General features: G+C 67.7%; 24 protein-coding genes and 1 pseudogene. 14 read left to right on the forward strand and 11 right to left on the reverse strand.

Annotation, left to right across the window (positions count from 1 at the left end; all coding sequences use genetic code 11):
* Positions 1 to 162: 162 nt before the first annotated feature.
* Both ESP51_RS01685 and ESP51_RS01690 read right to left on the reverse strand, forming a co-directional pair.
* A complete protein-coding gene (locus tag ESP51_RS01685; protein WP_129519148.1) occupies positions 163 to 978 on the reverse strand; it encodes a hypothetical protein in 816 nt (271 codons plus the stop codon).
* Positions 979 to 1,019: 41 nt separating this feature from the next.
* Entirely contained in the window at positions 1,020 to 2,447 is a 1,428-nt protein-coding gene (locus tag ESP51_RS01690) for an AAA family ATPase (RefSeq protein ID WP_164990349.1), read from the reverse strand.
* A gap of 255 nt (positions 2,448 to 2,702) precedes the next feature.
* On the opposite strand from ESP51_RS01690, the gene ESP51_RS01695 reads away from it, so the two are divergent.
* From ESP51_RS01695 to ESP51_RS01705, 3 genes and pseudogenes are all read left to right on the forward strand, one after another.
* Positions 2,703 to 5,303: an ATP-dependent Clp protease ATP-binding subunit gene (locus ESP51_RS01695; RefSeq protein WP_129519150.1), complete on the forward strand. Its 2,601-nt coding sequence runs from the start codon at positions 2,703 to 2,705 to the stop codon at positions 5,301 to 5,303.
* Positions 5,304 to 5,467: 164 nt separating this feature from the next.
* Positions 5,468 to 7,144, forward strand: a complete 1,677-nt coding sequence (locus ESP51_RS01700; RefSeq protein ID WP_129519151.1) for a cell wall-binding repeat-containing protein — start codon at positions 5,468 to 5,470, stop codon at positions 7,142 to 7,144.
* 111 nt (positions 7,145 to 7,255) lie between these two features.
* Positions 7,256 to 7,387: pseudogene (locus ESP51_RS01705) on the forward strand (hypothetical protein); the annotation flags it as partial.
* Between the two features lie 345 nt (positions 7,388 to 7,732).
* Here ESP51_RS01705 and ESP51_RS01710 read toward each other — a convergent pair.
* Positions 7,733 to 8,128 carry a nuclear transport factor 2 family protein gene (locus ESP51_RS01710; RefSeq protein ID WP_129519152.1) on the reverse strand — a complete coding sequence of 132 codons (396 nt, stop codon included), beginning with the start codon at positions 8,126 to 8,128 and terminating at the stop codon, positions 7,733 to 7,735.
* Between the two features lie 204 nt (positions 8,129 to 8,332).
* Here ESP51_RS01710 and ESP51_RS01715 point away from each other — a divergent pair, with 204 nt between their 5' ends.
* From ESP51_RS01715 to fosX, 3 genes are all read left to right on the forward strand, one after another.
* Complete coding sequence (locus ESP51_RS01715; protein WP_129519153.1) at positions 8,333 to 10,882, forward strand: lamin tail domain-containing protein; 2,550 nt, start codon at positions 8,333 to 8,335, stop codon at positions 10,880 to 10,882.
* Between the two features lie 146 nt (positions 10,883 to 11,028).
* Positions 11,029 to 11,619 (forward strand): hypothetical protein, encoded by a 591-nt coding sequence (locus ESP51_RS01720; protein WP_129519154.1) that lies wholly within the window; start codon positions 11,029 to 11,031, stop codon positions 11,617 to 11,619.
* 49 nt (positions 11,620 to 11,668) lie between these two features.
* On the forward strand, positions 11,669 to 12,112 hold the full coding sequence (gene fosX / locus ESP51_RS01725) for a FosX/FosE/FosI family fosfomycin resistance hydrolase (RefSeq protein ID WP_129519155.1): 444 nt from the start codon (positions 11,669 to 11,671) through the stop codon (positions 12,110 to 12,112).
* Positions 12,113 to 12,122: 10 nt separating this feature from the next.
* On the opposite strand, the gene ESP51_RS01730 is transcribed toward fosX, so the two are convergent.
* Positions 12,123 to 12,776: a class I SAM-dependent methyltransferase gene (locus ESP51_RS01730; protein WP_129519156.1), complete on the reverse strand. Its 654-nt coding sequence runs from the start codon at positions 12,774 to 12,776 to the stop codon at positions 12,123 to 12,125.
* A gap of 394 nt (positions 12,777 to 13,170) precedes the next feature.
* Here ESP51_RS01730 and ESP51_RS20460 point away from each other — a divergent pair, with 394 nt between their 5' ends.
* Positions 13,171 to 13,839, forward strand: a complete 669-nt coding sequence (locus ESP51_RS20460; protein WP_164990350.1) for an alpha/beta fold hydrolase — start codon at positions 13,171 to 13,173, stop codon at positions 13,837 to 13,839.
* Between the two features lie 58 nt (positions 13,840 to 13,897).
* Here the strand turns inward: ESP51_RS20460 and ESP51_RS01740 are convergent, their stop codons facing one another.
* From ESP51_RS01740 to ESP51_RS01750, 3 genes are read right to left on the reverse strand one after another with little or no spacing between them, the layout of a single operon-like run.
* Positions 13,898 to 14,188: a hypothetical protein gene (locus ESP51_RS01740; protein WP_129519158.1), complete on the reverse strand. Its 291-nt coding sequence runs from the start codon at positions 14,186 to 14,188 to the stop codon at positions 13,898 to 13,900.
* The gene (locus ESP51_RS01745; protein WP_129519159.1) at positions 14,185 to 14,640 is read right to left on the reverse strand and encodes a hypothetical protein; all 456 of its coding nucleotides are present in this window, start codon (positions 14,638 to 14,640) and stop codon (positions 14,185 to 14,187) included. The genes ESP51_RS01740 and ESP51_RS01745 overlap by 4 nt, the downstream gene beginning before the upstream one ends.
* 35 nt (positions 14,641 to 14,675) lie before the next feature.
* On the reverse strand, positions 14,676 to 15,086 hold the full coding sequence (locus tag ESP51_RS01750) for a MarR family winged helix-turn-helix transcriptional regulator (protein WP_129519160.1): 411 nt from the start codon (positions 15,084 to 15,086) through the stop codon (positions 14,676 to 14,678).
* A 101-nt stretch (positions 15,087 to 15,187) separates the two neighbouring features.
* On the opposite strand from ESP51_RS01750, the gene ESP51_RS01755 reads away from it, so the two are divergent.
* Positions 15,188 to 16,066 (forward strand): DNA-formamidopyrimidine glycosylase family protein, encoded by an 879-nt coding sequence (locus ESP51_RS01755; protein ID WP_129519161.1) that lies wholly within the window; start codon positions 15,188 to 15,190, stop codon positions 16,064 to 16,066.
* 32 nt (positions 16,067 to 16,098) lie between these two features.
* Positions 16,099 to 16,704: a VOC family protein gene (locus tag ESP51_RS01760; RefSeq protein WP_129519162.1), complete on the forward strand. Its 606-nt coding sequence runs from the start codon at positions 16,099 to 16,101 to the stop codon at positions 16,702 to 16,704.
* 9 nt (positions 16,705 to 16,713) lie between these two features.
* On the opposite strand, the gene ESP51_RS01765 is transcribed toward ESP51_RS01760, so the two are convergent.
* Entirely contained in the window at positions 16,714 to 16,929 is a 216-nt protein-coding gene (locus ESP51_RS01765; protein ID WP_129519163.1) for a hypothetical protein, read from the reverse strand.
* 105 nt (positions 16,930 to 17,034) lie between these two features.
* On the opposite strand from ESP51_RS01765, the gene ESP51_RS01770 reads away from it, so the two are divergent.
* From ESP51_RS01770 to ESP51_RS01780, 3 genes are all read left to right on the forward strand, one after another.
* Positions 17,035 to 17,661, forward strand: a complete 627-nt coding sequence (locus ESP51_RS01770) for a VOC family protein (protein ID WP_129519164.1) — start codon at positions 17,035 to 17,037, stop codon at positions 17,659 to 17,661.
* Positions 17,662 to 17,801: 140 nt separating this feature from the next.
* On the forward strand, positions 17,802 to 18,275 hold the full coding sequence (locus ESP51_RS01775; protein WP_241842921.1) for a GNAT family N-acetyltransferase: 474 nt from the start codon (positions 17,802 to 17,804) through the stop codon (positions 18,273 to 18,275).
* 45 nt (positions 18,276 to 18,320) lie between these two features.
* The gene (locus ESP51_RS01780) at positions 18,321 to 19,007 is read left to right on the forward strand and encodes an NUDIX hydrolase (protein ID WP_129519165.1); all 687 of its coding nucleotides are present in this window, start codon (positions 18,321 to 18,323) and stop codon (positions 19,005 to 19,007) included.
* Positions 19,008 to 19,061: 54 nt separating this feature from the next.
* Here ESP51_RS01780 and ESP51_RS01785 read toward each other — a convergent pair whose 3' ends face one another.
* The gene (locus ESP51_RS01785) at positions 19,062 to 19,787 is read right to left on the reverse strand and encodes a YcnI family copper-binding membrane protein (RefSeq protein WP_164990351.1); all 726 of its coding nucleotides are present in this window, start codon (positions 19,785 to 19,787) and stop codon (positions 19,062 to 19,064) included.
* A 71-nt stretch (positions 19,788 to 19,858) separates the two neighbouring features.
* Positions 19,859 to 20,506: a hypothetical protein gene (locus ESP51_RS20465; protein WP_164990352.1), complete on the reverse strand. Its 648-nt coding sequence runs from the start codon at positions 20,504 to 20,506 to the stop codon at positions 19,859 to 19,861.
* A gap of 142 nt (positions 20,507 to 20,648) precedes the next feature.
* On the opposite strand from ESP51_RS20465, the gene ESP51_RS20925 reads away from it, so the two are divergent.
* Together ESP51_RS20925 and ESP51_RS01790 are read left to right on the forward strand one after the other, a co-directional pair.
* Positions 20,649 to 21,548 carry a hypothetical protein gene (locus ESP51_RS20925; protein WP_241842922.1) on the forward strand — a complete coding sequence of 300 codons (900 nt, stop codon included), beginning with the start codon at positions 20,649 to 20,651 and terminating at the stop codon, positions 21,546 to 21,548.
* Positions 21,549 to 21,564: 16 nt separating this feature from the next.
* The gene (locus ESP51_RS01790) at positions 21,565 to 22,185 is read left to right on the forward strand and encodes a GyrI-like domain-containing protein (RefSeq protein ID WP_241842923.1); all 621 of its coding nucleotides are present in this window, start codon (positions 21,565 to 21,567) and stop codon (positions 22,183 to 22,185) included.
* 54 nt (positions 22,186 to 22,239) lie between these two features.
* Here the strand turns inward: ESP51_RS01790 and ESP51_RS01795 are convergent, their stop codons facing one another.
* Positions 22,240 to 23,598, reverse strand: a complete 1,359-nt coding sequence (locus ESP51_RS01795) for a phytase (RefSeq protein ID WP_206737157.1) — start codon at positions 23,596 to 23,598, stop codon at positions 22,240 to 22,242.
* Positions 23,599 to 23,667 lie beyond the last annotated feature (69 nt).

Below are 23,667 nucleotides of genomic sequence, written 5' to 3' on the forward strand. Positions count from 1 at the left end.
CTCTGAGCGCCGACGACCTGCACGGATACGGACCGGCACTCGTCAGTGGTCGACCAGATCGTGACCGCGGGCCGGTGCTCGCTGGAACCTATGCGCGTGATGGCCTCTCGCCACTGGCATAACGATCACCGGGGGGAACCTCGCTCTCGAGCCTGCAACGAGCTACGCGGCCACCTCACACAGAAATGCTGATCGCGTATAACGACCTGCCCACGCCTGGAGCTCAGAGTATGGATCGAGGAGCTGCACCGTCGAACAGTCTGTTGCTGCCAGAAGGCTTGCTGCGAGGTGGTGGGCGCTGAGCTGTCGTGCTCCCGCCTGCCTCAATGCAGCCGCTGCGGCGCCCAATACGTCGTGACCTCCGCAGAGCTCGGACCGTCCTGACGTGCGCGCCGTCGCCGCTTCAATGTTGGCCCGCAGCACGGAGTGATTTAGCTTCGCCTGGGAACGGGAGTTCACTATATCGACGAGGTCTTCCCAAGGTTTCGGCGTGTAATCGGCCGCTAGTGCCAATCCAAACGGAAAATCCCTGAAACGCGAGGCGACGCCGTGTTCCTGGGCAATGAGGCGAAGCGGACTAATTGCACTTGCAAGCCTGAAGGCGACTTCCGTAGCCGAGACTCCAGTCTGGCTCTCGATGTGCTCAGTCGCCGCCCGCGAATGCACTCGAAGGACGCGGTCGAGTAATGCGGTGTTGACACCAACGATGTCAGCGACGAGATCGTAGCCTCGGGTCGCAACCGCGGTTGGAGGGTAGGCCGAGGACTGTCCGGTCAAGTCGTCCAGATCCCGGTCAATGAGGGCGATCGCCGCTGGAATCTGTTGCGAATGGATTAGATGAGCCGCAGCGAGCACCTCGCCTTTTCCTCCAGCCACGAGCAGCGTCACATCGGGCTCGTTAATGTGCCCAAACAAGACCCGGTCTTCATCGTCGCCCTCGACGACCAGCAACAGCTTCCCACTTACCTGACGTTGCATAACCGCAGTCATGAATAGGGTGCTGCCAGTTAAGAATTGCTTCACAGTGCATCCCGTGCAACGGGACCGAAGAACTCTTCATTGTGCGGGCCAAGTTGCTTTGCACGGCTCCACCAGGTGTTGATGATTTGTGGAGAATGAGTTGCCACGATGAACTGGAAATCCGCAAGGCTAGCAATGCGTTCAACATCTGCAATGAAGTCGACTTGCCAGCTCACGTGGAGCGAGATTTCTGGCTCATCGATCATTACGAGGCTCCCGGCCTCAACATTGAACAGCAGATCGAACATAAGGATGATCTCGTGCTGTTCGCCCGATGAAAGCGAGTCCAAGGAAATTGGCCGCCCGTCGGAAGTGTGTGTGACCACGAGCCCGTCGTGCGCGTTGACCGCAAAGTGTTTGCGGAGCAGACGTGCGTTGATGATTTCTTCGAGGGCCTCGATTTTCTCGAGGAGGTTTTCGAATGATTGGAGTTTGTTGTCCGCATCGGCGAGGTAGAGGTCAAGCATGCTGACCTCCCAGATGGTTAGCGTTCGTTCAGGAAGCGCGAGTTCTGGTTCCAGACCGATCAGGGCTATGTCTGCCAGTCGGCTGCGGAAGCGATTCTGCGACTCGTACTTTTCGCGAATGCCAACTTCATCCAGTACCTCGGACGCGTCATCCCTGGAGAGAACGCGACTTGGGAAAGTGCGGTCGAGCTGTTGCGTAACCCGCGAATTTTCCGCGAGCGCTTTGGAGAGCAGTTCGCGCATCTTGCTCGCGTAATCAACGATTGTGGTCTGCCCGCGTCGGTTGCGCGGGCTATTGCGAGACCGAGGCGAGCGGTCCATGTACTCCTCGATCTTGAGCCGCTGCGTCTCAATGAGGTGCGTGGTGAGCCGATCTGCGAACGCCACGAAATCGGCTGGCGGGCGGTTCTGCTTCCGGTTAGTCCTCACATCGCGCCAACCAAAGCGCATTGAAAGTTCGTCGAGATCAGCGATTTCGCCGTCCGTCTGGTCCTGCCATGCGCCACCGTTGATTGGTATCCACGTGGTTTCACGTTGAAGGTAGAGCTCGAAGTTGTTCTGATCTTCACCACGCCATGTCCAATCGATATGGCTGCCGTCTGGGCGCTCCAACCGAATGGTGACCTGCCCGTGTTCCCGCATACTCTTGAGAGATCCCTCAAAATCGCTGTCCCGTTCCTCAGCCGGCGCCGGGCCGTGGATGCGTGATACGGCTGCGCTAAGCGCTGAACCATCCTCAAACTCAAGCCGCGCGGTGGAGAACGGCTTTCCGCTCAGCATCGCGAAATTCATGCGAAGAAGCGCGTCAATAATCTCGAGCAGCTTGGTCTTACCGATCCCGTTCGGCCCATAAACGATGACGAAATTACTGCCGTCCTGAAACTCAATTTCGTGGTCGTACTCGCCTAGAACGCCCAGCACAGACGCTGACCTGAGCCGCAAGCTCGCAGTTTCCGTCATCTCTCGGTCTTCCTTCCTTGGCGCCGCGAAGCCTCCGCTCAGCAGAAGATATTGAGTGGGCCCACTCTGGCAGTGCGTCGTGGTTCGTGTGCTGTGTTGCTGCGCGCTGAGCGTCTCGGCCCGCATCGGCTAAGTCTGCCGGTTGGACTGGGTGGGCACCGTCGAGTCTGTGTCCCCAGTACGGGGGTGTGGGAATACGCCAGCTCCCGCCGCGTTGAACTTGAGCGAACCACACTCAAGTTCCCAGGAGGATTGGTGCCCGAAGACTTCAACCCCGAAGCCGGCGCGAACTCGTTCGATGAGTTCCTGTCCCGGTATCTCGCAGGTGAGCAGGCGCGTCAGGCTCGGTCGATCGACCTCAGCCGGTTCCTGACAGCCCGCACGCAAGGCATCCTGCAGCAGGCAGGACGCTTCGCGCTCGAGCGCGGCCAGACCGAGCTTGACGCCCTGCACATCCTGCGCGTGATCGTCGAAGACGACAGCGTGAAGCAGGCCATCGAGCGCATCGGCGTCGCCCCCGAGCGGCTCATCACAGCGACCGAGGCGCGCCTGCCCGCGGCATCCGGTTTCGACAGGCTCAACCAGCACGAAGCTGCCAACGCGGCCACAATCACGCCGAGCGCCAGCCGCGCGCTGTTCCATGCGTACCAGGTCGCGCGCTCGGCCGGCTCGACCTACATCGACCCCGAGCACCTCTTCTTCGCGCTCGTGCTTGGACAGGATGCGCCTGCGGGGCAGGTGTTGGCGCGGGCCGGGGTTACTGCTGAGGCGCTGACGGAGGGGCTGGGCGCGAGCGAGGGTGATGGTTTCGATACGCGTGCGACTTCGTCGCGCGCTACTCAACCGGCGGGGGAGTCGAAGACGCCGATGCTCGAGAAGTTCGGCACCGACCTCACAGCGCTCGCCGAGAACGGCGAGCTCGACCCCGTGATCGGACGCGTCGACGAGATCGAGCAGACCATCGAGATCCTCAGCCGCCGCACGAAGAACAACCCCGTGCTGATCGGCGAGGCCGGCGTCGGCAAGACCGCGATCGTCGAGGGCCTCGCCCGCGCGATCGTCGAGGAGTCGGTGCCCGAGGCCCTGCTCGGCAAGCGCGTGATCTCGCTCGACCTGCCCGGCATGCTCGCCGGCACCCGCTACCGCGGCGACTTCGAGGAGCGCCTCACCAAGACGATGGACGAGATCGCCGCGAACAAGGGCGAGTTCATCGTGTTCATCGATGAGATCCACACCGTGGTCGGCGCGGGCGGCTCGGGCGACGGTGGCACCGACGCGGGCAACATCCTGAAGCCGCGCCTCGCGCGCGGCGAGCTGCACCTCGTGGGTGCGACCACGCTCAAGGAGTACCGCACCATCGAGAAGGACCCCGCGCTCGAGCGCCGGTTCCAGCCGGTTCGCGTGGGGGAGCCCTCGATCGAGGACGCCGTGCTGATCCTGCACGGGCTCAAGCCCGCCTACGAAGAGCACCACGGCGTCGAGTACACGGATGCCGCGCTGCGGGCGTCCGTCGAGCTCAGCGCGCGCTACCTCACCGACCGGGTCCTCCCCGACAAGGCGATCGACCTCATCGACCAGGCCGGGGCGCGGCTGCGCCTGCGGCTCGGCGTGAAGACGGATGTCTCCGCGCTCATCGCGCGGCTCGCCGACCTCGAGGCCGACAAGAACGCCGCCGTCGGGGCCGAGCATTACGAGGAGGCGTCACGGATTCGCGACGAGATCTCGAAGGTGCAGGCGAAGCTCGATGAGGCGACGGCGAACGGCCGCGCCGCGGCATCCGCTGACCCGAACGCCACCGTCATCGACGAGGCCGAGATCGCTGCGGTGATCTCACGGGCCACCGGGATTCCGGTGAACCGCCTCACCGAGAGCGAGCGTGAGCGCCTCGGCGACCTCGAGGGCGAGCTGCACGCGCGCGTCATCGGTCAAGACGACGCGGTCACCGCGGTCGCGAAGGCGGTGCGCCGCAGCCGCACCGGCATGGGCGACGCGAAGCGTCCGGTGGGTTCGTTCCTGTTCCTCGGTCCGACGGGTGTCGGCAAGACCGAGCTGGCGAAGGCGCTCGCTGCGAGCCTCTTCGACGACGAGGCATCCGTGATCCGCTTCGACATGAGCGAGTTCGGCGAGCGGCACACCGTGTCGCGACTCGTCGGTGCCCCTCCCGGATACGTCGGCTACGACGAGGCCGGGCAGCTCACCGAGCGCGTGCGGCGCAACCCCTACTCGATCGTGCTGTTCGACGAGATCGAGAAGGCCCACCCCGACGTGTTCAACCTGCTGCTGCAGGTGCTCGACGACGGACGCCTCACCGACGGTCAGGGTCGCACGGTCGACTTCCGCAACACGGTGGTCGTGATGACCTCGAACCTCGGTTCGGAGTTCCTCGCGTCGCGCTCGGGTGCGCTCGGGTTCGTGGCCTCGACGGATGGCTCGGGCTTCTCGTCGCAGGATGACGTGCGCAACCGCGTCATGGGCAAGGTGCGCGAGGCCATGCGGCCCGAGTTCCTGAACCGCATCGACGAGATCGTGCTGTTCCAGAAGCTCGACCAGCCGCAGCTCGAGCAGATCGTGCGGCTCATGCTCGGGGCATCCGCTGCCCGACTTGCTGCTCGCGAGGTCGAGTTCGAGGTGACGGATGCCGCGGTGGCGCTCCTTGCGGAGCGCGGCTACGAGCCCGAGTACGGTGCCCGACCGCTGCGCCGCGTCATCCAGCGCGAGATCGACGACCGCATCAGCGACCTGTTCGTGAGTGGTGCGCTCGGCGACGGCGAGGGCGTGCGCGTGGATGCCGCCGACGGCGAGTTCGTCGTGACCGCCGTGCCGCGGGCGACGGTGACACTGCCGCAAGCGGCATAGTCGCAGCATCCGCTCGGTACCGAAGTACCGAAATACCGGACGATCAACAGACTGAAGGCGCAGTCCCCTCCCATGAGGACTGGGCCTTCGTCGTTCCATGCGGGCGTGAATCGTGACGACGGCCAGAACCTTTATGCTTCGTTTGGCGAAAGGATGCACGTCCCGTGAGCAACCGACCGAGCAAAGCCGCGATCTACGCCGTACTTGCTGCCGCATCAGTGGCGACTCTGCTGGCCGTGGGGTTCATTGCGCCCGTGGCTACCACGGATTCAGCGGAGGCCGCGGAGTTGCATTCCATATCGGGGCATGTGGGCAGGGACGACGTGCGGCTACCGACGTTTGGCATTCCCGCTTTCATTCAGGTCTATCGCGCTGGCTCCGATGACCTGATCGCATGGGGCGAGTCCTCGGGCTCCGGCGACTACACGATCGCCGGGATTCCCGACGGCGAGTACCAGTTGCGCTACTCCCATACTCGCAATCCCGACGACACGTCACTCGGCTATGCGTCGATGTGGTTCGGTGGCACTCCGTATCACCTCGAGGCCACGGTCGTCACCCTGGCCGGCGAAGACCTGCGCGCAGACATAGACCTGCCTATCGCGGGAGCGATAGCAGGGCGGATAAACGCACCGTGGACGGCCCCCGGGAATGATTTGGTCGCCTGGGCGTACCTCATCGAGCCCGATGGGGCTCTCGAACTGGTCACAGGATGGAGCGGCACCTCCGGTGCGTATCAGCTCCGAGGGCTCCCAGCAGGCTCCTATTTGGTGAAGTTCACGAATGGCAGCGGAGGTGCCGACGGCGCTGCCTATCGGCCCGAATGGTGGCCGGACGTGCGCCTGAGTGTTGACGCCGATGAAGTACACGTAGTGAGTGGATCGACGACCCCGAACATCGATGCGTGGCTCTCGCCCTGGCAACCTGCGGTCATCGATCGAGTTGCAGGCGCCGATCGGTTCGAGGCGGCAGCGGCGATGTCAGCGGGCACATTCGAGCCCGGCGTCCCAGTGGTCATGGTAGCCAATGGACTGAATTTTCCAGATGCGCTGAGCGCAGGTCCGGCTGCAGCCGTTTTGGGCGGACCAGTACTCCTCGTGACACCCTCCGCGATCCCACCGTCGATCGGGGCGGAACTCGAGCGGCTGGCTCCCCAGAGGATCGTCGTCGTCGGGGGCCCAGCCTCAGTCAGCGAAGCAGTCCTGTCTGAGCTGAGCGGGTTCGCGACAACGGTGGAGCGAATCACCGGGGGCGATCGCTATGAGGTGTCACGGAATGTGGCGGCCTACGCGTTCTCGGAGCCCTCGATGGAGTACTTCCAAGTGTTGTTCGCAGACGGTCGAGGTTTCGCCGACGCGCTGTCAGCTGGGGCAGCTGCCGCGAACAGTGGCTTTCCGCTCGTATTGGTGAATGGCGGTCGTCCTGAACTGGACGCAGAAACGAAATCGTTGCTGACGGACCTTCACCCGTTCCACACGTGGATCATTGGTGGGCCGAATTCGGTTCATTCTGGCTTCGACGACTCGCTTCGTTCGAACGGATTCTCAACTCAGAGGATCGGCGGTGCCGACCGGTTCGCCGTTTCGGCTGGGCTCACTGCGTATTTCAGTGTCACCAATCACGACGAGATCGTCTTCTTCGCAACGGGCTTCAACTTCCCCGACGCACTAGCAGGAGCACCGGTCGCCGCGGCGACACGTGCCAACCTGCTCCTCGTGCCCCGAGATTGCGTTCCCATCGTCACCCTGCAGGCGATGCAGCAACGCTCGCTCTCGGACGTCGTCCTCCTCGGCGGTCCGGCGAGTCTCGGATCGGGCGTTGAGAACCTCATTCCTTGCTGATCTCCCTTCGCTTGTGCAACCGAGAGGTTGCCGCAGTCGGTAGCGCCGAAACATCCGCTCCCTTTGCATGAACGCCCGGCCTCTTCAAGAGGGGCTGGGCGTTCGTGGCTCATGCTCGGTGCGACCGCCTCGCGGCTCGCGTCGCGAGAGGTCACCTTCGAGGTGACGGATGCCGCGGTGGTGCTCCTCGCGGAGCGCGGCTACGAGTCCGAGTACGGTGCACGTCCGCTGCGTCGCGTGATCCAGCGCGAGATCGACGACCGGATCAGCGACCTGCTCGTGAGCGATGCGCTCGGAGACGGTCATAACCCGGGGTCGAGTAGCGCCGCGCGACGCGTATCGAGACCACTCGGCTCACTGCGTAGGCCCGGCCCTCATTCGCCCCGAGGGTCGGGCCTTCTGCGCGCAGCGCTGCCGTGCGGCATCCGCTCGGTCATCACAGATGCAGGAACTTCTGCGTGCTATGCGGCGTGCCGCCGCCCGACACGCCGAGCGAGCGCCGGTTCTTCCTGCAACTCTGACCGGCCGCGCCCTGAACACCCGCAGCGACGCGGATGCCTCGGGCAGCCGAAGGCCGCGATGACGCCACTACGGGATCGCGTCGGCGTGCCGATGGGCGACCCGCCACTCGCCGCCCTCGCGACGGTACACCTGGGTGGCGCGCAACGTGAAGGTGCGCGGCTGGCCGTCCATCGACGCCGAGATGCGCTCGTAGCCCACGGTGTACGCCATGTCGCCGTTCATGTCGAACGCGATCAGGTCGAACGAGTAGCCGGTGCAGTCCGAGAAGCTCGAGGCGAGCACCTCGAACGCCTCGACGAGTTCGTCGCGGTTCGTCGCGTTGCGCCAAGCGCCGAGCACGCTCACGGGCTCTTCGCGCGACCAGATCGCCCGTCTGGGTCTGTCGTCGCCGTTGAATTGGGCTCGTTCGGCTTCCGCGAGCGAGGTGTACACCCAGGTCAGGAATTCCTCACGATCATTCATGGCTTCAGCATGCCCGCACCGGCCCGGCAGCGCGAGAGGATTGCGCCCTGCCCCCGGCATCCGACCGCTGACATACGGTGATGCGCCGCACGTGTCGCGGTACCAGACTCACGACGGACACGGCCCGTTCACCGGCCAGACCAACTCCCTTTACCCGGGAACGGTCGAGTACGAGCGACCCTTTCTGTCGTCAGGAGCGCCCGCATGCCGTTGCCCCGTCCCGCCCGCCGCACGGTCGCGATCCTCATGGCCGTCGCTGCCTCCGGAATCGCGATCACCGGGGCCCCGAGCATCGCTCTCGGAGCCGAGGGCGGTGTCGTCGTCAACGAGATCTGGTACGACGGCTCACCCGCCGATGCGATCGAGCTCTTCAACGCCTCCGGAACGGCCGTCGACGTGTCGGGATGGCAGGTCCAGGACGACAAGCGCACGGAGACGGGGACCATCCCCGCCGGCACGACGATCGAGCCCGGCGCCTACCTCGTGCTCGAGAAGGATGCCCCGACGCTCGGCTTCCCGTTCGGGCTCGGCAAGGGCGACGAGGTCGCGCTCTTCGACGCCGCCGGCACGCTCATCGACTCCCACGCGTACGACGCGACCGCACCCCTCAGCGACTGGTCGCGCTGCGCCGATGGCGGCGAGTGGGCGCATGCGACGGAGGTCACACTGGGCGCGGCGAACATCTGCGCCGCACCCGAAGAGCCGGCCGGCGTGCTGCTCAACGAGATCGACTCGGGGCCTGCCGACTGGGTCGAGCTGATCAACCCCGGCACCGGTGCCCTCGACCTGTCGGGCTATGAGATTCGCGACAATTCCGACGACCACCGCTGGTTCTTCGCCGCGGGCTCGAGCATCGAGGGCGGTGCGCGACTCGTCGTCGAGGCATCCACTCTCGGTGTCGACGTCGACGGTGCAGCGCAGGAGTTCCAGGCGGCCATCGGCATCGGCGGGTCGGACTCCATCCGGCTCTACAACGCCGAAGGCACGCAGCTCGACACTCACTCGTGGACGGGGCATCCGGCCATCAACGGTGACGAGGCGGCGGCGAGCTATGCCCGCTGCCCCGACGCGACCGGCGGCTTCGCGCTCGCCGAGGTCACGCCCGGCGAGCCGAACACGTGCGTACTGCCCGACGTGGCGGTCAACGAGGTCGAGTCCAACGGCGACGTGACCGACTGGGTCGAGATCGTCAACACCGGCGCCGAGCCGGTCGACCTCTCGGGCTGGACCCTCATCGACAGCGACCCCATCGGGCACGCCGCCGACGTCACCCCGGTCGCCGCGGGCATCACGCTCGACCCGGGCGCCTTCTTCGTGTTCGACGGCGGGCAGCACTTCAGCTTCGGCCTCGGCGGCAACGATGTCGCGACGATCCGCAACGCCGCCGGCCTGACCGTCGTCGAGTACGGCTGGCCCGACCACGCCGCCGTCACCTGGGCGCGCTGCCCCGACGGCACCGGTGACTTCGCCGACGCCGCGGTCGCGACCAAGAGCCAGTCGAACGCGTGCGGCGACGACCCGGGCGACCCGGGCGACCCGGAGGTCGAAGCCTGGCCGGGTGCCGCTGACGTGACCGTGCTCGACGAGGAGACCATGTTCCTGGAGGACTCCTCGGGACTCGACACCCAGGACACCGCCGAGGGCACCTTCCTCTGGGCGGTCGACAACGGCACCGGCACCTTCTGGAAGCTCGTCGCGAACGCCGACGGCAGTGTCGTGTTCGCCGACGGCTGGGAGGAGGGCAAGCGCGCCCGGTTCCAGCGCGACGCCGACGACGTCGACGCGGCGGGGCCCGACGCGGAGGGCATCACGGTCGACGCCGATGGCCGCGTCTATCTCGGCTCCGAGCGCGACAACTCCGACAAAGCCGTGAACCAGAACGTCGTGCTCGAGGTCGATCCCGACGAGCCGGGTCCCGACGTCGTCGCCGACCAGGAGTGGGACCTCACGGCCTCACTGCCGCAGGTCGCCGCGAACACGGGCATCGAGGCGGTCGAATGGGTGTCGGATGCCGCGCTCGCCGGCCTGCTCGTCGACCAGAGCACCGGCGCGCCGTACGTTCCCGCCGACTACCCCGGTCACGGTGACGGCCTGTTCTTCGTCGCGGTCGAGGACAACGGGTTCGTCTACGCCTACGCGCTCGGCGCCGACGGCTCGATCGACCAGGTCGCCTCGATCGATCCGGGCCTCGGCGGCGTGATGGCGCTCGACTACGACACCGTGCTCGGTGAGCTGTGGGCGGTCTGCGACAACGGCTGCGAGGGTCTCGCCGCCCGCATCGCCTTCACCGGCGCCGAGCCGACGATCGTGCACGTCGCGCGGCCGGCCGGCATGCCGAACCTCAACAACGAGGGATTCGCGACCTCGCCCCCGTCGCTGAGCTCGATCGCGACGGAGCCGGCGGTGATGTCGGGGTCGATCGATGCAGCTTCCTTTGCACGCGCGACCGTGCTTGCGGCTGATGCCGCTGCCACGGTCCGTCCCGTCTGGTGGTTCGCCGACGGTGAGCAGCCGGGCGCGTTGCGTGCCGGCACGCTGCCCGGAGCTGCGGTGACGACGCCCGGCGAGGATCCCGGCACGCCCGGAGGCGGTGGCAGCTTCGGGAGCGACCCTGCAGGGTCCGGCCCTCGAGTTGCCGGTGGCCTCGCGTCGACCGGCGTCGACGCCGCGTATGTCGCCATCGTGCCGTTCGCTGCGCTCGCCATCGTGCTCGGTGCGGTCATGCTGGTGGTCGCGCGGCGGCGGCGCGCATAAGCACATCTGCCGGTGGTCGCCCACCTCCGACGCGCCCGCGAAGATCGCCCTCCGAACGGGGTTGCCGCGCGCACGCCTGCGCGAGAAGATGCAAGCGCGGCAGTGCAGCCGCTCGCTCGCTGTCGCGCGACCGATTGGGGAATCCCATGCATTCATCAACCCGACCCGCCCGACTCCGCCGGCTCCTCGTCGCCGGCGTCGCCGCCGGAACCGTCGCGGCCGCCCTCGCCGCCGCTCCCGCCGTCGCCAAGCCCATCGACGGCGGCACCTTCCACGAGGAGTTCTCCGAAACACAGAAGGACTTCTGCGACGTGGAGGGTCTCACGATCGAGGTCGACACGGTGGTCGACGGACGATTCCTGTTGAACGTCCGGAAGCCCAGCACCGCGCCGTACTTCCTCAACACGAGTACCATCACCAACACCTACCGCAACGCCGAGGGCGACTTCGTGACCGAGCGCGTGCAGCTCGCCGACAAGGACCTCAAGATCACCGATCACGGCGACGGCACGATGACGATCCTGGTGCTCTCGACCGGCAATGCCTTCGTCGCCGGTCCTGACGGCAAGGTCCTCGCACGTAACCCGGGTCAGATCCGCTTCGAGCTCCTCATCGACAACGCAGGGACCATCAGCGACCCGTCCGACGACGAGTTCATCGAGTTCCTGGGCGTCGTGAAGGGCTCCACCGGACGCACCGACGACTTCTGCGCCGCGGTGCTCCCGATCCTCGGCTGAGCGATCGACGCCCGCAGCGTTCTTCGTGTCGCCGGTAGCGTAGATCGGCATGAGCAGTACCGGCCTCAGCCACGTCACCTTCATCGTCACAGACCTCGATCGTATGGAGCACCTCCTCTCCGCCGTGCTCGGCGCCGTTCGGGTTTACGACAGCGGCAGCGAGATGTTCTCGCTCTCGGAGGAGCGCTTCTTCCTCATCGGCGACGGTGACACGGCGACCTGGGTCGCGATCATGCAGGGCGACGCGGCGCTGCCGCGCACCTACAACCACGTCGCGTTCCAGGTGCGGCGCGAAGACCTGCCGACGCTGCGCGAGACGATCACGGGGCTCGGGCTCGACATCCGGCCGCCGCGCTCTCGTGTCGACGGCGAGGGTGACTCCATCTACTTCTACGACCACGACGGTCACTTGTTCGAGTTGCACGCCGGCTCGCTGCGCGAGCGTCTCGCGGTCTACTCGGCGACGGCACCGGGCGGCGACGTCGGCGCGTGAGTCAGGTCACTCACGGCCGGCGGCGCGCGAGCAGGGTGGCATCCGCTACCTCGACGGTTGCGCCATCGCGCACCATCGTTCGAGGGCGCTGCTCGACCACGAGCGCCTCGAAGTCGTCGGGCAAGGCGGGCAGCAGGTCTTCGGCGAGGAACATCGCGTTGCGGTGGCTCTCGGTCAGGTGCGTGAACACTCCCGACGGCGCATGCCCGACCACCAGGAGGTGCCCGCCCGGCGCAACGGCCTGCGACAGCCGGCGGGTCACCTCGACCATCCCGCCGTCGGGCGGATGCAGGAAGTGCGTCGTGACGAGATCGAACGACCGGCCCTCGGCGGCGAACGTGCGGGCGTCGACCTGCCACCAGTCGGTGCGGTCGGCGACCCCGGCCTCCTCCGCGTGCTGAGCGGCGCGGGCGAGACCGTTGGCCGAGAAATCGGCGCCGGTCACCCGCCATCCCTGTCGGGCCAGCCAGATCACGTCGCCACCCTCACCGCAGCCGACGTCGAGCGCCGTGCCCGGGGTCAGCGCCGACGCCTCGGCGACGAGCTGCGGATTCGGATTCCCGCTCCACACCTTCTGCTCGCCCGAGTAGCGCTCCTCCCAGCTCGACGGCTCGAACATCTCCGCCGCTTCAGCCTCCGTGGGCTTGTGATCGTGTCGACTCATGAGCGTGCTTCCTTCCGCTGTTCCCGAGCGTACGGGCGCGACCCACGGATGGCGCATCCGCTTGCCGTTTCAGCAAATCGCCGCGTCACCGTGCGAAGAGCTCCGGCCTGCTGACGCCACCCGAAGAGGGACTTCGGTCACCGCTGGAGGTGAGCTACGCTCAGGATTCAGGGGCAGCGTTCTCTCGAACGAGGGTGTGGTCATGTGGCGCGACATCCGTATCAATGTGCAGCATCGTCGACGAGTCGCCATTCTGGGAGCCCTGGTCGCTGCAGGGGTCGTTCTGACCGGATGCGGCGCCGACGCGTCTCGCGCGCCTGAGCCTGGGCGGTCGCCGACGCCGACCTCGGTGCCGAGCGCTACCGCCCGGGCCGGTGAGGTGGAGTTCGATGGAATGACGGTGGCGTACCGGTGCACCGGCGAAGGCAGTCCGACCGTCATCCTTGAGGCCGGTAGTGACTCGCCTGGCACACAAGAATGGCCGCCGGCCTTCGTCGCGCAGATCGCCGAGGTCACCACGGTCTGTATGTACAACCGGCTCGGCACCGGAGGTGGGAGCAGCGAGCCTCCGGATCACCCCCGCACCTTCGACGATCTCGTCAGCGTGCTCGACGGAGTGCTCGGCGCTCTCGAGCTGGAACCCCCATACGTGATTGCGGGCCAGTCGTTCGGGGGCAACATCGCCATCGCCTACGCCGCCGCGCATCCCGACCGGGTCGCGGCCCTCGTGACCATCGAGGCCTACCGCGACGACCCCGCGGAGATGGCGGCCATGCAAGCCGAAGAAGGGTTCACCTGGGAGGACAGCCCGGAACACGTGGACCTGGTACCTACTTCCGTGCAGGGGTATTCATACGCGATGCCGATCGGCGAGTTTCCGGTGCTCATCATCACGGCAACCGAGGACGGTGAGCGGGGTGCCCAGAACCAGGCGCAGTGGCTCGGACTCTCGCCCGATTCCAGGCAGGTGGTGATCGAGGGTCCGCACGACCTGCAGTTCGCAGCGCCTGAAGAAGTGGCTGGCGAGATCGTCGACCTCCTCGCCCGCCTCGGCGCGGGGTGACTCGGCCGAACGCCTGGTCCTCCCGACGAGCTCGGGTGTTCCTCGGGCGGTCGGCCGCTCAGTCGGCCACCGGCTCGGCGGGCGCGACGCGGCGCGCCTCGAGCCGAACGTTCCAGAGGGTGAGCGCGCCGCCGAGCACGGGAATGAGCGCCATCCACCGTGTGCGGCCGAGCAGATCGCGACCGAACAGTGCCGTCACGACGACGGCCAGGTAGAGGGCGCCGTGCGTCGGTCCCATCGTTGCCGTGATCGGCCGAAGGTGCAGCGTTGCGAGGTTGGCGAGCAGCAGCGCGACGCTTGCCAGCTCGAGGATAGAGAGCACCTCGAACGCGCGCAGTACCGGCCTCATGCGTAGTCCGATCCTGGGCGCACGATCATGAGCACGACCACGACGGCCCAGCACAGGTTGAAGATGCCCGCGAGCATGCCCAGTCGTCGCAGCTGTCGGCCGTCGTCGGGCTCTTTCAGCGCCTGCTTCTGCCGCGGTGCAATCTGCAGGGCGAGCAGCGCGCCCGCCACCGCGGTGATGATCATCGCAATCGTGATCCAGATCTCGCCCATGCGCCCCTGCACGATCGCGAGGGTGATGCCGACGACCGGCACGATGATGGCGAGCATGCCGTAGACACGGGTGATCCGGTGCAGCAGCGCAGCGACGCGAGGGCTGCGTTCGCCGGGGCGTCGTTCCGGTGAGCCATCGGTGACGGGCGCGAATCGTGGGAACAGGCTGACCGCGGCTGCCGAAGGCCCGACGAACAAGATGCCCGCGAGCACGTGCGCAGAGAGGAGGAATGCTTCCATAAGCTTCAGTCTAACTGAAGGTTACGTAAGCGGCGTCAACCGAGGCGCCGGCGAAGCTCTTCCGCGAGTGCTTCGGAGAGCTGCGGCATCCGCTCGCCGAAAGCGGCGTCGAGCTCGGCGACGATCTCTGCGGCCCGGTCGAGCAGTTCCTCCCCGCGAGGCGTGACCCTCAACGACGACGACGCTCCGGCATGGGCCGTGGCATCCGCCACCAGCCCGTCGGCCGAGAAGCCGGCCACCGCCGCGTGTGCGCTCTGCACGGTGATGCGCGATCGTCGCGCGAGCTCACTGAACGAGATGCCAGGGCTGCCCTTGATGTGCCCGAGCAGGCCGTACTTGCGCGTCGTGAGCCCGAGCGGCTTCAGGGCGTCGGCGAGCTGCGCCTCCCACACGCGCGAGAACGTGAGCAAGGCGATGACAGGACTGAACGGCGGCTCTTCGGCCATGCCTCGAAGTTTACGGAAGTACCGAAGTACCGAGACCGCGCGAACCGGAAAGTGCTCCGAGCCCTCTTTCCGACGTCAGTGGGTTCTGCGAAGCTGACGTCATGCCTGAGTCGCCCGAGGTCGATGCACTCGTCGACGAGCTCGGCGCGCAACTCGCGGGCCGAGCGATCACCGACGTCGACGTCCTCGAATTCCGCGTCGCGAAGACGCGTGCAAGGCCGCCGTCGTCGCTCACCGGCGAACGCCTGACCGCGGCGATGCGGCACGGCAAGCTCGTCGACCTCGTGTTCGGAGATGCCCACCTCGTGGTGTCGCTCGGCCGGCATGGCTGGGCGCGTTGGCGCGATGGCGATGGCGACGACGCGGCCGCCTACGACGCACCCGTGACCGGGGCCGACGACGCAGACGCCGGCCCCGCCCCGGCGCTCGCCACCGTCGAGTTCGACGACGGCAGGGCGCTCGAGTTCACAGATGCCGGTGGCTGGGTGTCCCTCGGCTTCTGGGTCGTCGACGACCCTGCCGACGTGCCGGCCGTCGCCAAGCTCGGGCCCGACCCCGCCGACCCTGAGTTCTCGCGTGCCGACTTCGACCAAGCCGTCGTCGGCCGCCGCAAGCAGATCAAGGCCGTGCTGCAGGAACAGGAGTCGCTCGCCGGCATCGGCAACGCGTACTCCGACGAGATCCTCCACACGGCGAAGATCTCGCCGGTCGCGCACGCCGCAGCCCTCACCGAGGCTGAGCTCGGCCGCCTCTTCGACACGACGGTCGGCACCATCACGACGGCGATCGAGGCCCGCCGAGGCATCCCGATCGATCAGCTCAAGGCGGTGAAGGTCGCGGCCATGCGCGTGCACGGCAGGGCGGGAGAGACCTGCCCGGTCTGCGGCGACACGATCCGCGACTTCTCGTTCGCGAGCACGACCGCCCAGTACTGCCCGACGTGCCAGACGAACGGTGAACAGCTTCCGCTCAAGGGGTGACGCGGTCGAGCAGCCCGGTTAACGTGACCGGTATGAACGCAATCGACTCCATCACGCTCGAGGTGGCCGACACTGCGGCCGCCGAACGCTTCTACGACGCCGCCTTCGGGCTCGGCGATCTCCTTCGTCTGCGAACCACGGATGCCCCGACCACGGGCTTCCGCGGCTTCACCCTGTCGCTCATCACGGCGCAGCCCTCGAACGTCGACGGTCTGATCGACGCTGCTGTCGACGCCGGTGCCGCCACGCTGAAGCCGGCCGAGAAGTCGCTTTGGGGCTACGGCGGCGTCGTGCAGGCCCCCGACGGCACGATCTGGACGGTCGCGTCGTCGGCGAAGAAGGACACCGGCCCGGTCACCCGGCAGATCGACGAGATCGTGCTCCTGCTCGGCGCCGAGGATGTGGGCGCGAGCAAGCGGTTCTACGCCGACCGCGGCTTCACCGTCGGGAAGAGCATCGGCGGCTATGTCGACTTCGCCATGCCGTCGAGCTCGATCGGCCTGAACCTCTACAAGCGGCGCGCGCTCGCAAAGGTTGCCGGCGTCGACCCCGAGGGCGACGGATCGCACCGGCTGATCATCAACTGCGGCACCGAGTCGTTCACCGACCCCGAGGGCTTCGTGTGGGCGCCCGCGTGAGGTGAACCCTCAGGCCACCTGAGACATCGAGTCGACGCGCACGCGGCTGACCGCCTCGGGTGCCGCCGTGAATCGGCCAATCACGCCGTCGCCGGTGACGTACTGCACACGGATGCCTCGGCCGACGGGCGACACCTTCGTGACCTCGAACGCGTGGCCGAAGGCGTTGACGAGCGTGTCGCCGACCGCCAGCTGACGCGTCTGCCGCAATTCGATGACCTCCATACTGAGAGTCTCTCAAGACCCACCGACATCGATCCGCCCGTGGGACGACGCAATCGATCAGTATCTGAGAAGCGCCGCCGAGAGCGCCCGAATAGCGTCGTCGGTATGAACAACATCGACTCCATCACCCTCGAGGTGGCCGACACCACGGCCGCCGAACGCTTCTACAACGCCGCCTTCGGGCTCGGCGACCTCCTGCGCGTGCGGGCCTCGGATGCCCCGACCACCGGCTTCCGCGGGTACACCCTGTCGCTCATCGTGGCGCAGCCCTCGACCGTCAGCGCCCTCATCGACTCGGCGGTCGCTGCCGGCGCCACGACGCTGAAGCCGGTCGAGAAGTCCATGTGGGGCTATGGCGGTGTCGTGCAGGCGCCCGACGGGGCGATCTGGAAGGTCGCGACGTCGGCGAAGAAAAACACCGGTCCCGCCACACGGCAGGTCGACCAGGTCGTGCTCCTGCTGGGCGCAGACGACGTGGGCGCGAGCAAGCGGTTCTACGTCGACGGCGGCCTCACGGTCGGGAAGAGCTTCGGGAGCTACGTCGACTTCTCCATGCCGTCGAGCCCCGTCGGCCTGGGGCTCTACAAGCGCCGCGCACTTGCCAAAGACGCCGGCGTCGCTCCCGAGGGCAGCGGCTCGCACCGGCTGCTCATCAACAGCGGCGCCGAGTCGTTCACCGACCCCGACGGCTTCGCGTGGGCGCCAGCCTCGGTGAGCTCGGTGGTCGAGTAGCGCCGCCGAAGGCGACGCACCCCGGTGGTCGAGTAGCGACGCCGAAGGCGACGCGTATCGAGGCCACACCACTCCGGAAGTGGTTTCGATACGGCTGCTTCGCTGCCTACTCAACCACCGGGGTCAGCGAGAATGGTCGGGTGACGACTACCACCGACATCCGACCCGGCGACCTCACCGACGAGCGTGTGGTGCGCCTGCTCACCGACCACCTGACCGACATGTTCGCGACGTCGCCCGCCGAGAGCGTGCACGCGCTCGACGTCTCGGGGCTCGCGGTGCCCGAGGTGACGTTCTGGACGATCACCGAGGGCGACGTCGTGCTCGGCTGTGTCGCCCTGAAGGAGATCGAGGCCGGGCACGGCGAGCTGAAGTCGATGCGCACGGATGCCGCGGCACGCGGTCGTGGGCTCGGCGCGCGCCTGCTCGAGCACGTGCTCGACGAGGCTGCTCGCCGCGGATACCGGCGGCTCAGCCTCGAGACCGGATCGCAGGAGTTCTTCCGCCCCGCCCGCACCCTCTACGCGAAGTACGGCTTCCGCGAGTGCGGACCGTTCGCCGGCTACGAGCTCGACCCGAACAGCATCTTCATGACGCTCGAGCTCGAGCCGTAAGCCGAGAGCTCGGCTCGCGCGGCCGAGTGTCCGTAGGGTGGAGCCATGGCCGCCACGACCAGTGATGCTCGCGCCGAGATCGCCGCCCTCTGCGAACGCGGCCTCGAGTGGTACCCAGGCCTGTCACGAGGGCAGACGGATGCCTCGAGCGCGCGTCCGGCCGCGGTGCTCGTGCTGTTCGGCGTGCTCGATTCCGTGCCCGCCCGAACCAGCCGCGCGTTGGCGCGGGATCTCGATGTGCTGCTCCTCCGCCGCGCGGCGACCCTCGGCAGCCACGCCGGACAGATCGCGTTCCCCGGTGGCCGGCTCGAGGCATCCGACGACGGACCGATCTCGGCCGCGATTCGCGAGGCCGGCGAGGAGACCGGCGTCGACCCCGACGGTGTCGAGCCGCTCGGCACGTTGCCCGCGTTGGCGGTTTCCGTGAGCAACCACCTCGTCACGCCCGTGCCGGCGTGGTGGACGCGCCCCTCCGAGGTGGCGGCCGTTGACCACGACGAGTCCGTCGACGTGTTCCGAGTGCCCGTCGCCGACTTGCTCCACCCGGCGAATCGGGGCAACACGGAACAGACGTTCGGCACGACCACCTCTCGCTCGCCGGCCTTCACGGTCGACGGCCGCGTCGTCTGGGGCATCACCGCGCTGGTGCTGGATCGCATGTTCGACGAGCTCGGCTGGTCGGAGCCATGGGACCCCGAACGCATCGTCGAGCCCGACGACCTGCGTCCGTGACGCAGATCGTCGAGCCCGACCTGTCGGGTTCGGCGCCCCGAGTGCGTCAGCGTGTCACGACCGCTTGGCCACGCTTCGACGCGCCATGACCGCGAGCACCACGCCGACAGCGCCAACGACGAGCCCGCCGATCCCGAGCCCGCGAGCGAGGGTGTCGTCTGCCGGTGCACTGGCCGTCGGTTCGACGGCATGCTCCTCCGTCGTCACTTCGGCGGGAGTGTGCCCGTGATCAGCACCGCTCGCCTCGGTGACCGTCACCGTCGGCGCGGGGTGCTCGGGTTCCGCCGCGCCGTTCTCCGCGACTTCACTCCAGTCGGTCGAGCCATCGGTGCACTCCTGGAGGACGGGGAACGCGAGTGTCTCGCCGGCGGCGTCTTCGGGCAGCTGGAGCGAGAGCTCGATCACGTCTCGCAGATCGCTCGGAAGCGGCGTCACCGCGGTGTAGACGACCTGGGCGACGCGCTCGGTGATGTTCGCGCCATGGGAGTCGGTCTTCGGCTCGTCGAGTTGCTGCACGACCTTCTCGATCGACCAGTTCGAGTTGACGGTGGGAGTGACTCGGTCGATGCCGTCGGGCATCGTGAAGGTCAGCTTGGTGGTGGGGCTTTCGCCGCATCCGTGCGGGATGCCGAATCCCAGCACGGTGTATGCCCCGGCTGCCGTCTCAGTCGGGTCGACGCCGACATGTGCGTTGGCCGCGAGCGGTGCGGCAAGGGCGAGGATGGTGCCGGCGCCGAGAGCGGCGGCTGCGGCGAGGGCGGGTCGAATGTTGGAGTTCACTTCTCTGCTTTCGGGGTGAGCGGACGCGCACAGCGGTGCGGGGTGATTTGATGCGTCCGGGGTCGAAGTTGTCAGGGCGTCGCCGCGAACGCGGCGAAGCGCGACTGAGGCGGTCCGCGACGCGAGAGTGAAGACTGCAGGAACGCGACACCATGCGGTGCCACGACAAGGCCGACCGCCGGGGAGAGGTGCATTCCGGTGGGGGGTACGAGCGGCGCTGCAACGAGGATCCAGGCGAGCCGGATGCCGCGGGCGACAACCTGGATGCCGTTCAGAACCCGGTCGGTCAGCGCGATCGCGGCGACCGTGAGCGCCGCGGCGCACACATGCGCGACGAGCATCGCCGACCCGAAGTGCTCGTCATGTGCGGCAGCCGACGCGTCGACGCCCAGCACGAGCGATGAACGGAGATGATCGGCGTCGGCGTGTGGGCGCAACGGTGCGCCGGCCGCTCCGACGATGTTCTCGCCCGCGGTCAGCGAATAGAGCGCGTGCAGCGTGAACTGCGCGGCGGCCGCGGCGAGGCCGGCCCGGACTGTGCTCTGCCGGCTCCCGATCATCACGATCGCGAATGGTCCGGAGAATGCCAGCGACAGCGCGATCGTCGCCGCCCCCGGCGGGTTGCCGCCGCCGATGGTGTGCGCGAGCGACGCGAGGAGAATCGCGCTCACGGCGACGGAGAGTCCTCGTGCAACCCGGGCGCCTCGACCGATTTGCACGACACGAGCCTAAGCCACGAACCCGACGACCTGAGTGACGCATCTTCCGCGTGCGGGCGTCGCGGGCGAACGGAGTCAGCCCCCCGTTGTGGGGTAACCCCTTCGTGTGGACCGCGGTCTGCCGAGCCATAGACTTCGCGATGTGACTCTGGCCCAGGCGTTCGATCGCATCCGACGGCACACGTGGGTGCCGGTCGCCGCGATCGCGGCATCCGCGCTGCTGCTCGGTGTCGCGACCGCCGGACACACGGCCGTCGTCGACGCCCAAGCCCGCGGCATCCGCCACGCCGACATCGATCGCGTCACCGCGTCGATGGCGGCCACCTTCGACACCGGGCGGGGCATCGTGGGGGCGCACTTCACGGCAGCGGTATGCGTGGCGGAGGCCTCAGCGCAACTGGCTCCTGTCGCCGATGGAGGTGCGCGATTCACCGCCGCATCGCTCGACCGGGCGTCGGCCGTCGTGCAGCGGGCAGCCGTTGCTGCGTTGGTGCCGGCCTACGACCCCGCGCAGCCGATGCAGGTGCCCGGTGACGCGAATGTCGATGCGCTCGATACAGCGCTCGTCCAGCTCCGCCGCGCCCAGATGGATGCCGAGGCGGAGATCGCGGCGCTCGCGTCGAAGGCGCGGCGCACCGAACAGGAGTGCGAGCTCGCGCGCTCGGCCGTGGCGTCGGTCGTCGACGAGGTCACGCGCCGTACCGACGAGTTGATCGCGGCGAACCCGAAGGCTGCCGCGGAAGCGGTCGCGGGCCTCACCGCCGCGCGTGATGCCGTGGTCGCGGCTGAGTCGGGCGCTGTCGATCGCTGGATCGCGGCCGCCGGCGCCCTCGAGGCGTCGCAGGCCGCGGCTCTGCTCGCCGAGCAGCACGCCGCCGAAGCGGCGCGAAAGGCTGCGGAAGCGGCTCAGTCGGCACCCGAGCAGAGCCCGGAGCTTCCGGCGTGGCGGGGGCCGATCTCGCCGCCACCGTCGGAGCCGGGGCAGAGAGACGTCGACCCCGGACCCATCTGCGCGATGTTCCCGGGGATCGGCGCGTGCTGACAGGGATGCCGCCGGCGTGACGGGCGAGAAGTACGACGTGAAGCGCGCATACCGCGAGCTCTACTCGCCGTCGGCGCGCGACTTCGCCGTGGTCGAGGTGCCGCCGATGCGATACCTCGCCATCGACGGACACGGTGACCCCAACGCGGCGCAGGACTACGCCGACGCGGTGACCGCCCTGTTCAGCGTGGCCTACGCCGTGAAGTTCCGCAGCAAGCGGGAGCTCGGGCGCGATTTCGTCGTCGCCCCGCTCGAGGGCATGTGGCGAGCCGATGATCCCGAGGTCTTCATCACTCGCGACAAGAGCGCGTGGAGCTGGACGATGCTCATCTCCCAGCCCGACTGGATCAACGAGGAACACGTCGGCAGGGCGATCGCCGCCGACACGAAGGCTCCACGGCCGGCACTCGACCGGATGCGGCTCGAGCGGATATACGAGGGCTCGGCGGTGCAGATCCTGCACCTCGGGCCATACGACGCCGAGACGGCGACGCTCGAGCGCCTCCACCACGAGTGGATGCCCGCGCACGGCCTCACGTTCAACGGCGATCATCACGAGATCTACCTCAGCGATGCTCGCCGCACCCCGCCCGAGAAGCTCCGCACGATCCTGCGGCAACCGGTGCGCCCGGTGTGACCGCTCGGCCGCGAGCGGGAACCGTGCACCGGTTCCCGCTCGCGGGGCGACGTATCAGCCGAAGCGCGGGTCGTTGCCGGCCGCGGTGCTGACGGTGAGGCCGAGTGCGGCGGCGATGTCGTCCCAGGCGACGTACGAGAAGTTCGTCGCGTCGCGGCCGTCGGCGACATCCGCTCCCGTCTCCGGCTCATCGTGCGTGACGAGCAGGCCCTGCTGGTAGTCGCCGACCGGGCGGTTCGTCACCGCGAGGCCGTCGGAGCCGTTGATCTCGTCGGCACCGTCGACGCCGTCGACGCGGAAGCTGCCGATGAGGCGATTCGAGCCCTGTCGCTGGTAGACGGCGAACGTGTCGTCGCCCTGGCTCGACACGATGAGGTAGCCGGTGCCGCGGGGACCGTAGTAGAGGTCGACACCCTCGGCATCGGCCTCGAGCACGGAGCCGCCGAAGCCGGTGGCCTCGGGGTCGACGGGCTCGCACTCCTCGGTCTCGGGGTCGTAGGCGTCGTGGATACCGAAGTCCTTCACCCGGTCGATGAGCTTCGGCTCATCCGAGCCGAACGGCAGCTGCACGCGCCAGAGGCCCACGTCTTCCTGACCCGCGTAGAGCACGCCCGAGCGCTGGTCGACGGTGACTCCCTCGAGCTGCGGGCCGATGCCCGGCTCGTTGCACGGCGTCCACGTGGTGCCGTCGGGCAGCGGGAATGAGGACGGGATCTCGGTCGTCGCGACATCCGTGTAGCCGAGGCCACCGGCGACCTCGACGATGCGGGCGGTCGCGAGCATCGGCGCGCCCTCCTGCGTGACGACGACGGATGCCGCGCCGCCCTTCGGCTGCCACACGGCGAGGCCGTATGCGGTGTGCTCCTCGTCGACCGTCGCGCGGTCGGGGCTGAACAGGAACGCCTGCTCGGGCGCGGTCACCTCGACGAGCGGGGTTGCCGCGTCGGCGCCGACCGGGTCGATCGTGAAGAAGCGGAGCTGGTCGTTGTACCGGTCGGACACGACGGCCACATCGACGCGCTCGCCGCCGAACTCGATGCCATAGGCGATGTCCACGTTGTTGTACCGGCCGACGGCGCCGTCGGCGCGCGGTGCCGCCGTGGCGGGCAGCGACTGGAGCTCGTCGTCGGCGAGATCGTAGACGCGCAGGCCGCCCTCCTTCGCGGTGACGATCACGAGCGAGGCATCCGTGTCGCCCGGGTGCACCCAGATGGCAGGGTCGTCGCCGACCGCGTTGCCGCCCTCGTCGTCGTCGTAGAGGGCGGGCGTCTCGTTGTCGGTGGTCACGGTCGCGAACAGGGGCGCCGCAGGTTCGGGGCGGTCGGATGGTGCTGCCACAGCCGCAGCGCTGCCGCCGAGGAGGAGCGCGCACGCAGCGGCCGCTGCAAGGGAACCGGTCAGGAGTGAGTTCATGCCGATGACCTTCACGCATCCAGCCGAACTCATCGTGACGCGACGGTGTACGCCGCGCCAACTCCCGAC

It is taken from the genome of Agromyces albus, assembly GCF_004134825.1.
GTDB lineage: Bacteria > Actinomycetota > Actinomycetes > Actinomycetales > Microbacteriaceae > Agromyces > Agromyces albus.

Excerpts from the sequence above, each read along its gene's own strand:
- ESP51_RS01685 (WP_129519148.1), bottom strand. The coding sequence starts at position 978 with ATGCAACGTCAGGTAAGTGGGAAGCTGTTGCTGGTCGTCGAGGGCGAC.
- ESP51_RS01690 (WP_164990349.1), bottom strand. The coding sequence starts at position 2,447 with ATGACGGAAACTGCGAGCTTGCGGCTCAGGTCAGCGTCTGTGCTGGGC.
- ESP51_RS01710 (WP_129519152.1), bottom strand. The coding sequence starts at position 8,128 with ATGAATGATCGTGAGGAATTCCTGACCTGGGTGTACACCTCGCTCGCG.
- ESP51_RS01715 (WP_129519153.1), top strand. The coding sequence starts at position 8,333 with ATGCCGTTGCCCCGTCCCGCCCGCCGCACGGTCGCGATCCTCATGGCC.
- ESP51_RS01720 (WP_129519154.1), top strand. The coding sequence starts at position 11,029 with ATGCATTCATCAACCCGACCCGCCCGACTCCGCCGGCTCCTCGTCGCC.
- fosX (WP_129519155.1), top strand. The coding sequence starts at position 11,669 with ATGAGCAGTACCGGCCTCAGCCACGTCACCTTCATCGTCACAGACCTC.
- ESP51_RS01730 (WP_129519156.1), bottom strand. The coding sequence starts at position 12,776 with ATGAGTCGACACGATCACAAGCCCACGGAGGCTGAAGCGGCGGAGATG.
- ESP51_RS20460 (WP_164990350.1), top strand. The coding sequence starts at position 13,171 with ATGACGGTGGCGTACCGGTGCACCGGCGAAGGCAGTCCGACCGTCATC.
- ESP51_RS01740 (WP_129519158.1), bottom strand. The coding sequence starts at position 14,188 with ATGAGGCCGGTACTGCGCGCGTTCGAGGTGCTCTCTATCCTCGAGCTG.
- ESP51_RS01745 (WP_129519159.1), bottom strand. The coding sequence starts at position 14,640 with ATGGAAGCATTCCTCCTCTCTGCGCACGTGCTCGCGGGCATCTTGTTC.
- ESP51_RS01750 (WP_129519160.1), bottom strand. The coding sequence starts at position 15,086 with ATGGCCGAAGAGCCGCCGTTCAGTCCTGTCATCGCCTTGCTCACGTTC.
- ESP51_RS01755 (WP_129519161.1), top strand. The coding sequence starts at position 15,188 with ATGCCTGAGTCGCCCGAGGTCGATGCACTCGTCGACGAGCTCGGCGCG.
- ESP51_RS01760 (WP_129519162.1), top strand. The coding sequence starts at position 16,099 with ATGAACGCAATCGACTCCATCACGCTCGAGGTGGCCGACACTGCGGCC.
- ESP51_RS01765 (WP_129519163.1), bottom strand. The coding sequence starts at position 16,929 with ATGGAGGTCATCGAATTGCGGCAGACGCGTCAGCTGGCGGTCGGCGAC.
- ESP51_RS01770 (WP_129519164.1), top strand. The coding sequence starts at position 17,035 with ATGAACAACATCGACTCCATCACCCTCGAGGTGGCCGACACCACGGCC.
- ESP51_RS01780 (WP_129519165.1), top strand. The coding sequence starts at position 18,321 with ATGGCCGCCACGACCAGTGATGCTCGCGCCGAGATCGCCGCCCTCTGC.
- ESP51_RS01795 (WP_206737157.1), bottom strand. The coding sequence starts at position 23,598 with ATGAACTCACTCCTGACCGGTTCCCTTGCAGCGGCCGCTGCGTGCGCG.